Genomic DNA, 11,887 nt, shown 5'->3' on the forward strand with positions numbered 1-11,887 from the left:
TCCTTTGCGCATCGGATCGGGAACGGACCCGACCTTCAATCAGGAGCGATCACATGAAACTTTATCACCATCCGCTGTCAGGCCACGCACACCGTGCCCGGCTCTTCCTTTCGCTGATCGGGCTTCCGCACGAGCTGGTCGAGGTCGATCTGAAGGCTGGCGCTCATAAGCAGCCAGATTTCCTCAAAATGAACCCGTTCGGGCAAGTCCCGGTGCTGGCGGATGGCGATGTCTTCATTTCCGATTCCAACGCGATCCTGGTTTACCTCGCCAAGAAGGCTGGTCAGACGGAATGGCTGCCGGAAGACGCAAAAGGCGCGGCTGAGGTCCAGCGCTGGCTTTCGGTTGCGGCAGGCGAGATCGCTTACGGACCGGCCGCTGCCCGTCTGGTGACGGTCTTCGGCGCCAAGTTCAATCCGGAAGAGGTCATTGGACGCGCGCATACCATTCTCGGCCGGATCGAGAGCCAGCTGCAAGGGCGGGAATGGCTGGTGGGCAACCGCCCGACGATCGCCGATGTCGCGATCTACAGCTACGTCGCGCGCGCGCCGGAAGGCAATGTCGATCTGAGCGCCTATCCATCCGTGAATGCTCTGCTACGCCGGGTCGAACAACTTCCAGGCTTCGTCGACTTCGTCAAGACGCCGGTCGGCCTTGCCGCCTGAGCTCAGATAGGGCGTGCGATACGTCGCGCGCCCTTGGCCTCTTTCCCCTGGAGAACGCAGATGTCCGTGACCCTCACAAAACTGCCGACGTGGCATGAAGGCGAGACCCTTATCCAGGAAAAGCTTGGCGTAAAGGAGCGCATGGCCTCAGTCGGCCAGCGTGTAATTCGCGATTACATGCCGGACCAGCATCGCGACTTTTATGCGCAACTGCCGTTCATCGTCCTTGGAAGCGTCGACCAAGCCGGTGATACCTGGGCGACGTTTATCGAAGGCCATCCGGGCTTCATGTCGTCGCCTTCGCCTGTTGTGCTGGACATCGCCGCAGCCCGCGATCCGAGCGATCCGGCAACTGAAGGGTTGGCGGACGGCTTGCCGATTGGTCTTCTCGGTATCGAGATGCACACCCGTCGCCGCAACCGTATGAACGGTTTTGTCTCGACGATAGAGGGCGGTTTTCGCGTCGATGTCGACCAGAGTTTTGGAAACTGCCCGCGTTACATTCAGCTGCGAGACTTCGCGTTCGAGCGTCAGCCGGGAAGACCGTTCCAGGGTAAGGTGGAAGAACTGTCTGTGCTCGATGATCAGGCACGCACGATCATTCAGGAAGCCGATGCGTTTTTTGTTGCGTCTTACGTCGATCGCGAGGACCGGCGCCAGGTCGACGTATCCCATCGCGGTGGAAACGCCGGATTCGTCCGCATCGGCGACGACGGCGTCCTGACGATCCCTGACTTCGATGGGAACCTCTTCTTCGCAACGCTCGGCAACATCCTCTTAAACGGAAAAGCTGGGCTTATGTTCGTGGACTTCAACACAGGTGACATACTGCAGATGACGGGCAAAGCCGAACTCATTTTCGACTCTCCTGAGATCGCCGCTTTCCAGGGCGCGGAGCGGTTCTGGACATTCAGGCCGACACGTATCGCACGTCGCCGTAATGCACTGGCATTGAGATGGGCTTTCCAGAAAGACGGATGGTCGCCAAGCTCCCTGATGACAGGGAGCTGGAGCCAAGCCGCCGACCGTCTCCGCGCGACAAAGCTTGCCACAAGCTGGAGGCCAATGACCGTCACCGCGATCGTTGATGAGAGCGCGACGATTAAGTCTTTCCATCTGCAGCCCGGCGATGGCGCAGGGCTGCTCCCCCATAGGGCCGGTCAACATTTGCCCATACGCATAAAGCTGCCCGTCGAAGAAAAGTCGATCATTCGCACCTACACGCTTTCTGTCGCGCCCTCCGATGGGATCTACCGCATCAGCGTCAAGCGCGATGGTCAGGTTTCTCAGTTTCTCCATGATCGTATTGCCGTCGGCGATGTCATCGAGGCGCGCGCGCCAGCCGGCGACTTCAGCATTGACGCCCGCGCGACACGTCCAGCGGTTCTTCTTGCAGCAGGTGTCGGCATCACGCCGCTGCTCGCGATGCTCCGTCATGTCGTTTACGAAGGGCTCCGCAAGCAGCGTCTCCGTCCGGTCACCTTGTTCTACGCGGCTCGCTCCAAGGGCGATCGACCGTTCGACAAGGAGATCGCCGACCTTATCGGTGCGACAAAGGGCGCCGTGCGCATGGTCAAGGTTCTCAGCGACACCACGGATGCTGAAGAGGGCAGCGACTACGACGCGGCCGGGCGGATCGATATGGCGATGCTAACGCGGTTTCTCCCTTTCAACGACTATGATTTCTATCTCTGCGGACCTGCCCAGTTCACGCAAGGCCTCTATGACGGGCTGCGGTCCTTCAACATCGCTGACGATCGCATCCAAGCTGAAGCCTTCGGTCCGTCCTCGCTGATCCGCACCGGGCAACCCACACCAGCAGCCGTGTCTTTCACCACGCAGCCGTCCGAAAAACCCGTGCCGGTCGTGTTCACGAGTTCCCTGAAAGAAGCACGGTGGACACCTGGCTCCGGCACTCTCCTGGAACTCGCCGAAGCACGTGGCCTCGAGCCCGAATTCAGTTGCCGCGAGGGCAATTGCGGGACGTGCCGGACGAAGCTCGTCAAGGGTGCCGTTGCTTATGTCAAGCAGCCCACCGTGAAGATCGACGCCGACGAAGTGCTGCTCTGCTGCGCCGTTCCAGCCGAACAGGAAGGCGGCCTGCAGCTTGCTGTGTAAGGGGCGATTGCTGCGTCCAGCGGAACAGTCCCTTGTTTGCTTTCGATCTTCAGCAAGTTGCCCCACCGGATCATATTCAATCTCAAGAGAGCAACGTCTCTCTCAACTGAAAAAGGAGATTACAATGTCACGCATTCCGACGCCTGCAACTATCAACGATGCGCCTGAAGCTTCACGCCCCATCCTCGAGACCATCCAGAAGCAGATCGGATCCGTTCCGAACATCTTCCGCTTGGTGTCCAACAGCCCCGCCGCATTGACGGGCCTGACCTCGCTCCAGGGCGCACTCGGCAAAGGCAAGCTGCCGCCGGCCACTCGCGAGCGCATCGCGCTCGCCATGGCTGAAGCCAACGGCTGTGATTACTGCCTCTCGGCCCACATCTTTACTGGCACCAAGTTCGCCAAGCTCGACGAGAGCGAAATCGCCGCCAACCGCAACGGCACGTCGAACGACCCCAAGGCGGCTGCTGCCGTCGAATTTACCCGGGCACTGACGGTGGCCCGTGGTTCCGTCGCGCCAGCGGAAATCGCCAAGGTCCGTGATGCCGGCTACAGCGATGCCGAGATCGTCGAGATCATCGCCCATGTCGCCCTCAATACCTTCACGAACTACGTGAATGAGGCCCTCGACACCGAGATTGACTTCCCCCGCATTGATCGTGCGGCTGCCTGATGCCTCGCCTGGAGGCGGTGCAAGACGTACCGCCTCCTGCCCCCACCAGTAACCTCCGAGGAACTTTCCCATGTCTCGTCCCCCGCTTCCCCCGTTCACCAGAGAGAGTGCCATCGAAAAGGTCCGCCTTGCCGAAGATGGCTGGAATAGTCGCGATCCCGCCAAGGTGGCCCTTGCCTACACGCTCGATACGCGCTGGCGCAACCGCGCCGAGTTCGCAAAGAACCGCGCTGAGGCGGAAGCCTTCCTGACCCGCAAGTGGAACAAGGAACTCGACTATCGCCTCATCAAGGAACTCTGGGCCTTCACCGGCAATCGTATCGCCGTCCGGTACGCCTATGAATATCGTGACGACAGCGGCCGGTGGTTCCGCGCCTACGGCAACGAGAACTGGGAATTCGCCGAGGACGGTCTGATGCGGGAACGCCAGGCCAGCATCAACGAACTCCCGATTGCCGAAGCGGACCGGAAGTTTCGTTGGCCGCTGGGCCGTCGGCCCGACGACCATCCCGGCCTCAGCGACTTCGGCTTTTAAGGCCTTAACCCGAGGAGATGAACAATGGCCGGCTCGTCAATTGATCCACGGGCAAGATTTTCAATAGAACTGGCCCTCACAGGAACGAACGCGAGCAAGCCTCTACTCGCAAAACAGGAAGAAGCCGGTCGTGCCCTCGGGATGACCGGCGCCGAGATGGATGTGGCAAGGCGGGGTTCAAGCTTCGAATTCAATACATCGATAGCTGTGTCCCTTGCTCTGGATGCCTGTCGCGAAACGCGCCAGCGCGCACGAGACGCCGGCTTTTCCGAGAAAACCTGCGAGGAAATAGAACGCCTCGCACTTTCTCTTCGTGCGCAGGCCGCCTGAACATGAGTTGCTTCTTGAGGCTTCGGTTTCGAGCACTTAAGATGCTGGAAACAAAGGTGATTGGGGACGCGGATGGACCGGTGGCAAGCAATGAGGATCTTTGTAAAGGTCGCTGAAACCGAGAGCTTCGCAGACACCGCTCGCCAGATGTTCATGAGCGCCCCGGCCGTCACGAGAGCGGTTGCTTCGCTCGAAGACCTGATTGGCGCGCGACTCCTTGTGCGAACAACCCGCTCGGTTAAGATGACCGAAGCGGGCGTTCGCTATTTCGAAGACTGCCGCCGGATTTTGGCCGATATCGCTGAAGCGGAGGCGGCCGCCGGCGGCTCCTATGCTACGCCGACGGGAACTCTGTCGATAACCGCGTCAGCGCTGTTCGGCCAAATGTACGTCCTCCCGATCGTGACGAGCTATCTCGACACATACGCGACCATGAAAGCCAAGACCCTCTTCATCGATCGACCGGTAAACATCGTGGAGGAAGGGATCGATGTCGCTGTGCGTATTGGCCATCTCCCGGATTCAAATCTCTCTGCTGTGAAAGTCGGTACGGTCCGTCGCGTGATGTGCGGTTCGGCAAAGTATTTCGAGCGCTACGGCGTTCCGAAATCACCAGACGATCTCAAAGACCACCGCATCGCTGCATCGACAGCGGCATGGGCCTCACCTGAGTGGAAATTCGGCAACGATCTGCGCGTATCCGTGGATGCGGCCCTGCAATGCAACACCAACGAAGCAGCGATACAGTCCGCTCGTGAGGGATGGGGCCTGACCAGGGTTCTCAATTACCAGATCGGCCCAGCCCTCATCGCTGGCGACTTGCAGATCGTTCTCAGCGAGTTCGAGGAACCCGCTTTACCAATTCATATACTCCATCCTGAAGGACGGCATGCCCCAGCAAAGGTCCGTGCCTTCGTCGATATGGCTGCATCCAGACTGCGCGAGAACCGGCTTTTGAATTGATGTTTGGCTTTCCAGGGTGAAATAGTCGGCGATCAGTTTGCTTTTGGCATGCTCATTCTGTCGCATTCATATCATCTGATGAAATAATCCCTTGTCGAGTACGAGCATTCTCCCTCCAGGCGGAAAGAGCGATAGTGGTTGCAGGCAACAAGCTGCCCGCAATCACTACTGAGGAGAACCACAATGTCTCGGACTCTCGCCGCACTGCTTCTCGCATCCGCCAGCATCTTTGCTTCCGCTTCAGCCACGATAGCCTTCGCCGAAATAGCTGCGATCACGCAGCAAACGCCTGCAACGACCCATTATCGCTCCATGAAGATAGACGGCGTCAACGTTTTCTATCGCGAAGCCGGCCCGGTCGATGGCCCCGTCGTCGTGCTGCTCCACGGCTTTCCAACATCGTCGCACATGTTTCGCAACTTGATCCCGCTGCTCGCAGACCGCTACCGCGTCATCGCTCCCGACTATCCGGGCTTCGGCCAGAGCGATGCGCCCGAGCACACAAAATTCGAATATTCCTTCGGCCACTATGCCGATGTCGTCGATATACTGCTGAGCAAGCTCGGCGCTGCCAAATATTCGATGTATGTCATGGATTATGGCGCACCTGTCGGCTACCGGCTGGCGCTCAAGCACCCGGACCGCGTCAGCGGCCTGATCGTCCAGAATGGCAACGCCTATGACGAAGGCATCCGCGATTTCTGGAATCCGATCCGCGCCTACTGGACGTCGGGCGCGAAGGAGGACAGGGAAGCGCTCTCCGTTCTCGTCGCGCCGGAGACCACTAAGTTCCAGTATACCGATGGCGTCAATGACCTGTCCCGCATCAGCCCCGATAACTGGGTTCATGATCAGGCTTTGCTCGATCGGCCTGGCAACAAGGATATCCAGCTCGACCTGTTCTACGACTACCGTACCAACCTGTCTCTTTACCCGCAGATCCAGGCCTTCTTCCGCGACCGCAAGCCGCCGACGCTGGTCGTCTGGGGCAAAAACGACCAGATCTTCCCGGAAGAAGGCGCACATCCCTATCTGCGCGATCTTCCCGAGGCAGAATTCCATCTCATCGACACGGGACATTTTGCACTCGAAGACAAGCTGGATGAGATGGCGCCGCTCATTCGAAGCTTCCTTGATCGCAAGATCACGAAGTGAAACGCCACTGGCTTCCGGCAACTACCGAAATGGTTGCGGGGAGCCTCACCCGGCAGCAGCCTTCGATGAGCCAAGCGTTCAGATGTTTTAGTATGCCTGCCGCGTCTGGTGGGGAAACCGTTGCAGACTGGATGCCATCACTAGATGCTTATGTCGGATAGTTTGACTTAAACTAGGGGCTTAGCTGGATTAGTTCGAGGTCCAGCGGTTCGATTCTTATCAAGGCGTATGATGCGGAGTGTATCCAAATTGAAAGCGGTCGCAAACAAAGATGACTTGCTGAAATTCAGCATCTTCCGGCGCACTCGTTGAGCCAAGTGGCAAGGCGGCAGTCAAGAGTTGATCGCCCCACCGTGCATTGCGTCGCGATACAGACTACGGTAACGCGCGGGTGATTGGCCGAGGGCGCGGCGGAAGCTGGCAGCAAAAGCGCTGTCAGAAGCGTAGCCGAGCGACTGAGCAATCCGTGGCAGTGGCTCGTTGCCACGCCGCAGCCTGGCGGCTGCAAGCCGCATCCTCCAGTTCGCGAGATAGTCGATCGGCGATGCTCCGACGGTGGCGCGAAATTTCTCGGCAAATCCGGAGCGGGACTGGCCGGCAAGAGACGCCAGTGCCTCTACCGTCCAGCGGCGCGACGGATCGGCGTGGATTGCCCGCATTGCCGGCGCCAGACGGGCATCCGCAAGGCCGGCGAGCCAGCCGGGATGCTGTGATGTCTGGCGCGCCATATAGGCGCGCAGGACATGGATAAACACCAGCCGCAGCAGGTCGTTGCAAGCGATGCGAGCGCCAGGTGCTGCGCTGTTCCACTCCAGGTCCAACTGTTCGAGCAGCCAGCCAATCGGTCCGGCCTCTTCTCGGTCGATCACTACGAAAGGCGGCAGGGCGTCGGTGAGGAGTGATCCGTCGATGGTGTCGAGGTTGACGCTCCCGCCGAGGAGCACGAAATCCCGGCCATTGCCCACCGAGACATCGAGATTGCCCCCGGCGAACACCTCTGCTGCCGCTGTCGGCTTCACGTTGGTATCGCTGCAAAGCGTAAACGCCTTGCCGCTGACCACCAGACAATCGCCGGCTTCAATGCGCAACGGCGCCTCTCCCTCCGAGATCAGCCAGGCACCGCCTTCGCGGACCGCATTGAATTTCAGATAGCCCGGTGGTGGAAAAGCAACAGACCACGAGCCTCCGGCGGCAAATCGCACAGAGAACAGTGCCCGCGCATCCATCGCGTTGAGTACGTCGGACAGGGGATCCTGGATATTTTGTACGATCACGACAGAAATCTGGATCCTGCAGGCTGGGGGCTCCGAAAGTCTATCCGATATATGGGACGCACACCAGAGCCATAAATGAAGGAGTAACGACATGTCCGAACAGAAACCCATTGGATCTCGTTTCAGCGCATCCAGCACGGCGCGCGAGGTCACCGAGGGTATCGACCTTTCCGGCAAGACGGCGATTGTCACCGGCGGCTATTCCGGTCTCGGCGTCGAGACGACGCGGGCGCTCGTTGGTGCCGGCGCTACTGTCATCGTACCGGCCCGAAATCGCGAAAAGGCCGAGCGCACACTTGCCGGTATCGACAATGTTGTTATCGAAGCGATGGATCTTGCGGATCCCGCATCGGTTGCCGCCTTCGCTGGCAAGATCGTTGCGGCGGGCATGCCGATCTCAATCCTGGTCAACAGCGCTGGCATCATGGCGACGCCGCTTGCCCGGGATCAGGCTGGGCACGAGAGCCAATTCGCCACCAATCATCTCGGCCATTTCCGGTTGGTTGCAGGCCTGTGGCCGGCGCTGGTCAAGGCTGGCAACGCGCGGGTGGTCTCTGTGTCGTCGCGCGGCCATCAAATCGGTCCGGTCGATTTCGACGACATTGATTTCAGGACGCGCCCCTATGACAAGTGGCAGGCCTATGGCCAGGCCAAGACCGCAAACGCGCTGTTCGCCCTAGCGCTTGATCGACGTGGAGCAGCGCTTGGCGTACGGGCATTTTCATTGCATCCGGGCGTTATCCTGACCGATCTCGCCCGCCATCTCAACGAAGCCGAGATCAATTCTTTCGATGTCTATGACGAGAATGGCAATCGCCGGGTCGATCCATCGCGCGATCTCAAGACGCCGGAACAAGGAGCGGCAACGAGCGTCTGGGCAGCAACGCGGCCCGAACTCGACGGCATTGGCGGCGTCTACTGCGAAGATTGCGAAGTCGCCCTGCCGCAGACAGAGACGGATGGGACCAGAGGTGTGGCCCCGTGGGCCATGGATCCACAGGCTGCTGAACGGCTCTGGCTGCTTTCTGAGCATTTAACCGGCTTGTCAGTAGGTGATCGTCGAGGCTGAGGCATATCGGCAGACTAGCGCTTTGCGATGTCGCCACGCGAGGCCTTTGGTCAGTCGGTATCAGGCAATGGTAAAACAGCGGCTCACCTTCAGAAACCTACTGACGTGATCGATGCGGATAATGCCTTCCATCTCTGGGATATGGCGATACGGATGCTGCGATTGCCATTGTCATTCGGAACACCCTGTCGACCTGAACGGACCGGCAGGGTGTTACTCGCGCGATGACCTGACGCTGATCAGGCCTTGGCCGCCACCGGAAGACGGAACGGCGCTCCGAGACGGTTGAAGGCGTTCATCGCGGCGATCGTAATCGTCAGGTCGACAAGGTCCTTTGGTTCGAATGCGCCGGCGGCTGCGGCATAAGCCTCGTCAGACGCGTGGGTCTGGCTGACGTTGGTCACCTCCTCGGCCCAGGCGAGAGCGGCCCGTTCCTGCTCGCTGAACAGGTGAGGCACCTCGTCCCAGACCGGCAGGAGGGCGATCTTGTCCACTGACATCGTCTTGCGCAAATCGCGGCTGTGCATGTCGATGCAGTGGGCACAGCCGTTGATCTGTGACACGCGCAGGAAGACGAGATGAACCAGCTCTTCAGGCAGGTTTGTTTTCTTAGTGACGTAGTGATGGACGCCGAAGAGCGCCTTTGCACCGTCGGGGGCGACTTCGGACCAGTTCATGCGGGACATATTGTTTCCTTTCTCGTGGACACGGTTCTCCGTTCGCCGGAGAAACCGTCGTTGCCTGTGCAGTAGGTGAGGGGGTAGGTCTGGTAGGTAGCGCTACGGCTTGCGCGGCGTAGTCAGGGCGGTGTCATCGGTGTCGACGACGAAGACGGCGAGCAGCTTCGCCGGCTCGGTCTTGCTGGCGTTGGCGCTGACGTCGTGGCGGTCGCCCGGCAGCTCGGTGAAGTTCTGACCGGCGATGAAGATCTTCGTCTCGCCACCGTTCACGGCGCTTGGGATCGCGCCTTCGAGAACCGTCGCGTAGATCAAGGCGGATTTTGCATGCGTATGGGCAGAGCTGTAGCCGCCGGGGCCGTACTCGACGAGGACGCCCTTCACGCTCTTGCCGGGAACGCTGGGAAGCGGATGCTCATAGACAAGCGTCACCTTGGAGTCCCTCGTATCGTACACGAGCCCCGATTTTGCGACGTCATGAGCGGAAGCGGTGGCCAGGGAGGCCGCGAGTGCCGTAGCCGCATAGAGGATGATTTTCATGGTCTTTCTCTCTTGCTTAAACTCTGAGCCACTCGGCGATCGTGATCCGGCCCTTGATGGAGTCTCCGCCGGGAACCAGCGAGCCTGCCATGACCGGCGCGCCGAAGTAGTCGACGGCGGCGTCGGCGTTCACGGGGCGGTTATCGCCTTTGGCATCGAGATACGTGCTGACGAAGGATCTGAAGGGTGCCCGTTCAGGTCCGGCGAGGTCGACGGTGCCGTTCTTCGGCTCGCTGAGCGCGGCTTCCACCAAAGCAGCGGCGACGTCGTCGGCCGCAATCGGTTGGAAGTCGATATCCGGCACTGTCACCGCGCCGTCGGCCGAGTAGGCGTCCACCAGCGTCTCCGTGAATTCATGGAATTGTGTCGCCCGAACGATCGTGAAGGCCTGGCCCGAGGTAGCGACGGCCTCCTCCTGCGCCAGCTTACCTGCCATGTAAGGATTGGCCGCGAGCTGATCGGCATTGACGATCGACAGGACGACGTGATGGCGCACGCCCGGGGCCCGTTCGGCGCCCATCAGGTTGCGGCTCGATGTGGCGAAAAAATCGGTGATCACGTCCCTGTCGAAGGACATCATGTTCGACACGTCGATGACGGCGTCGGCGCCCGCAAGGGCTTCGGCCAGTCCTTCGCCCGTATAGGCATTGATCCCGTTGCGGGAGCTTGCGACGACGGCCTCGTGGCCGGCATCGTGCAGCAGCTTCACTGCTTTCGAGCCGATCAGGCCCGTGCCGCCGATGACGACGACCTTCTTGATCTTGGTCATGGTGCTTTCTCCTATGACGAGGCGCGATTGCCCGTCTTGCGTTCGTGGAGTTCGAGGAAGGCGCATCCTCGTGCGGCGATACCGCCGTCGTCGTCTGCGCCTAGATTCGCCAGAAGGTCCGCGACGGACACCTTGGCGAGTTCTGCGCGATAAGCCTTCTCGGCCTTCAGCATCGCGGCGTTGATCTGGCAGGGCTTGGTGAAGTAGCGCTGCGGCAGAGGGTTCGGCCCCCGCTGGCGGATCTCAGCACAGCGGAAGGCGGGTGCCGGTCCTTCGACCGCAAGGACGATGTCGAGAAGGCTGATGTCCTTCGGCGCCTTGGCCAGCCGGTAGCCGCCCTTCGGTCCCGGCGTCGTCGCGACGATCCCGGCGCCAGACAGCGCCTGCAGATGCTTCAAGAGGTAGCTCGTCGAAACGCCGTGGAGTTCGGCCATTGCTGCCGCCGAAAGGACGCCGTCTTCGGACAATCCCGCCAGGAATGCGGTGCAGTGAATCGCCTGCTCTACGCCTTCGCTCAGTTTCATAGTGCATCTCCTAATCGTGGAGATAATTTATCTACGATTAGGGTCAAAGTCAATCCCCCATCGTCGGGTCGGTTCGAAATTCGGAATCTCAGACCAGAAACGGAGTTTCGGCGGCCGGGCTCCGTCATAGTCAGCAAGCTCGGGCTCCCCCCCATCAACGCCGGCATATATTGTACCTGCGCCCCAACTGGAATGGCGGGAGCAAGCGTCTACCAGTTCTCCAAGGCCGCGGTCGCAGCGATGGTGAAAGGCTTGGCCCTTGATCTGGCTCCGCGGCACATCACCGTCAACAACATCCAACCTGGTCCAACGGACACTGACATGAACGCCGGCGCCATTGAGATGTTGTCTGCCCGCAGCCCCGTGAAGCGCGTTGCCGACCCCAAGGAAATTGCGGGAATGGTGTCCTATCTTACGGGGCCCGACACGTCCTTCATGACCGGATCGAGCCTGACAATCGACGGGGGCTGGACGCTATAAATTCAGCGCTCCAAAGGTAGGGTCGTTCACCGCGGCCCTGTCCGCCAGGCCGGCATCTTCCTCCTGCAAGAGTCTGCTTGGCAAATCCAACCGGCGGTCAATCTTTTGGCCTATC

At 60.0% G+C, this 11,887-nt stretch carries 13 protein-coding genes; 8 read left to right on the forward strand and 5 right to left on the reverse strand.

What is annotated here, in order from left to right; translation table 11 throughout:
• Nucleotides 1–53: 53 nt before the first annotated feature.
• From AC07U5_RS22370 to AC07U5_RS22395, 6 genes are all read left to right on the forward strand, one after another.
• A complete protein-coding gene (locus AC07U5_RS22370; protein WP_062594224.1) occupies nt 54–665 on the forward strand; it encodes a glutathione S-transferase family protein in 612 nt (203 codons plus the stop codon).
• A gap of 60 nt (nt 666–725) precedes the next feature.
• Nucleotides 726–2,783, forward strand: a complete 2,058-nt coding sequence (locus tag AC07U5_RS22375; RefSeq protein ID WP_062594227.1) for a 2Fe-2S iron-sulfur cluster-binding protein — start codon at nt 726–728, stop codon at nt 2,781–2,783.
• 124 nt (nt 2,784–2,907) lie between these two features.
• Nucleotides 2,908–3,456, forward strand: a complete 549-nt coding sequence (locus AC07U5_RS22380) for a carboxymuconolactone decarboxylase family protein (protein WP_062594229.1) — start codon at nt 2,908–2,910, stop codon at nt 3,454–3,456.
• Between the two features lie 70 nt (nt 3,457–3,526).
• A complete protein-coding gene (locus AC07U5_RS22385) occupies nt 3,527–3,991 on the forward strand; it encodes a nuclear transport factor 2 family protein (protein WP_062594231.1) in 465 nt (154 codons plus the stop codon).
• A 402-nt stretch (nt 3,992–4,393) separates the two neighbouring features.
• Complete coding sequence (locus tag AC07U5_RS22390) at nt 4,394–5,284, forward strand: LysR family transcriptional regulator (protein WP_062594233.1); 891 nt, start codon at nt 4,394–4,396, stop codon at nt 5,282–5,284.
• A 183-nt stretch (nt 5,285–5,467) separates the two neighbouring features.
• Complete coding sequence (locus AC07U5_RS22395) at nt 5,468–6,439, forward strand: alpha/beta fold hydrolase (protein ID WP_312930939.1); 972 nt, start codon at nt 5,468–5,470, stop codon at nt 6,437–6,439.
• A gap of 332 nt (nt 6,440–6,771) precedes the next feature.
• Here AC07U5_RS22395 and AC07U5_RS22400 read toward each other — a convergent pair whose 3' ends face one another.
• Nucleotides 6,772–7,713 carry an AraC family transcriptional regulator gene (locus AC07U5_RS22400; protein ID WP_312930940.1) on the reverse strand — a complete coding sequence of 314 codons (942 nt, stop codon included), beginning with the start codon at nt 7,711–7,713 and terminating at the stop codon, nt 6,772–6,774.
• 91 nt (nt 7,714–7,804) lie between these two features.
• Between AC07U5_RS22400 and AC07U5_RS22405 the strand changes: the two genes are divergently transcribed.
• Nucleotides 7,805–8,782 carry an oxidoreductase gene (locus tag AC07U5_RS22405; RefSeq protein WP_312930941.1) on the forward strand — a complete coding sequence of 326 codons (978 nt, stop codon included), beginning with the start codon at nt 7,805–7,807 and terminating at the stop codon, nt 8,780–8,782.
• Nucleotides 8,783–9,021: 239 nt separating this feature from the next.
• On the opposite strand, the gene AC07U5_RS22410 is transcribed toward AC07U5_RS22405, so the two are convergent.
• The 4 genes from AC07U5_RS22410 to AC07U5_RS22425 all read right to left on the reverse strand — a co-directional run bounded on the left by AC07U5_RS22410 (nt 9,022) and on the right by AC07U5_RS22425 (nt 11,292).
• Nucleotides 9,022–9,468 carry a carboxymuconolactone decarboxylase family protein gene (locus AC07U5_RS22410; protein WP_312930942.1) on the reverse strand — a complete coding sequence of 149 codons (447 nt, stop codon included), beginning with the start codon at nt 9,466–9,468 and terminating at the stop codon, nt 9,022–9,024.
• A gap of 93 nt (nt 9,469–9,561) precedes the next feature.
• On the reverse strand, nt 9,562–9,999 hold the full coding sequence (locus tag AC07U5_RS22415) for a cupin domain-containing protein (protein WP_312930943.1): 438 nt from the start codon (nt 9,997–9,999) through the stop codon (nt 9,562–9,564).
• A 16-nt stretch (nt 10,000–10,015) separates the two neighbouring features.
• On the reverse strand, nt 10,016–10,768 hold the full coding sequence (locus AC07U5_RS22420; RefSeq protein ID WP_312930944.1) for an SDR family oxidoreductase: 753 nt from the start codon (nt 10,766–10,768) through the stop codon (nt 10,016–10,018).
• Between the two features lie 11 nt (nt 10,769–10,779).
• Nucleotides 10,780–11,292: an RrF2 family transcriptional regulator gene (locus tag AC07U5_RS22425; protein WP_113335439.1), complete on the reverse strand. Its 513-nt coding sequence runs from the start codon at nt 11,290–11,292 to the stop codon at nt 10,780–10,782.
• Nucleotides 11,293–11,532: 240 nt separating this feature from the next.
• Between AC07U5_RS22425 and AC07U5_RS22430 the strand changes: the two genes are divergently transcribed.
• A complete protein-coding gene (locus AC07U5_RS22430) occupies nt 11,533–11,772 on the forward strand; it encodes an SDR family NAD(P)-dependent oxidoreductase (RefSeq protein ID WP_376782033.1) in 240 nt (79 codons plus the stop codon).
• The last annotated feature ends 115 nt before the right edge of the window (nt 11,773–11,887 follow it).

Source organism: Agrobacterium sp. GW821-FHT02D03, from assembly GCF_059421725.1.

Excerpts from the sequence above, each read along its gene's own strand:
- AC07U5_RS22420 (WP_312930944.1), bottom strand. The coding sequence starts at position 10,768 with ATGACCAAGATCAAGAAGGTCGTCGTCATCGGCGGCACGGGCCTGATC.
- AC07U5_RS22405 (WP_312930941.1), top strand. The coding sequence starts at position 7,805 with ATGTCCGAACAGAAACCCATTGGATCTCGTTTCAGCGCATCCAGCACG.
- AC07U5_RS22410 (WP_312930942.1), bottom strand. The coding sequence starts at position 9,468 with ATGTCCCGCATGAACTGGTCCGAAGTCGCCCCCGACGGTGCAAAGGCG.
- AC07U5_RS22375 (WP_062594227.1), top strand. The coding sequence starts at position 726 with ATGTCCGTGACCCTCACAAAACTGCCGACGTGGCATGAAGGCGAGACC.
- AC07U5_RS22395 (WP_312930939.1), top strand. The coding sequence starts at position 5,468 with ATGTCTCGGACTCTCGCCGCACTGCTTCTCGCATCCGCCAGCATCTTT.
- AC07U5_RS22425 (WP_113335439.1), bottom strand. The coding sequence starts at position 11,292 with ATGAAACTGAGCGAAGGCGTAGAGCAGGCGATTCACTGCACCGCATTC.
- AC07U5_RS22430 (WP_376782033.1), top strand. The coding sequence starts at position 11,533 with ATGGTGAAAGGCTTGGCCCTTGATCTGGCTCCGCGGCACATCACCGTC.
- AC07U5_RS22415 (WP_312930943.1), bottom strand. The coding sequence starts at position 9,999 with ATGAAAATCATCCTCTATGCGGCTACGGCACTCGCGGCCTCCCTGGCC.
- AC07U5_RS22385 (WP_062594231.1), top strand. The coding sequence starts at position 3,527 with ATGTCTCGTCCCCCGCTTCCCCCGTTCACCAGAGAGAGTGCCATCGAA.
- AC07U5_RS22380 (WP_062594229.1), top strand. The coding sequence starts at position 2,908 with ATGTCACGCATTCCGACGCCTGCAACTATCAACGATGCGCCTGAAGCT.
- AC07U5_RS22390 (WP_062594233.1), top strand. The coding sequence starts at position 4,394 with ATGGACCGGTGGCAAGCAATGAGGATCTTTGTAAAGGTCGCTGAAACC.
- AC07U5_RS22370 (WP_062594224.1), top strand. The coding sequence starts at position 54 with ATGAAACTTTATCACCATCCGCTGTCAGGCCACGCACACCGTGCCCGG.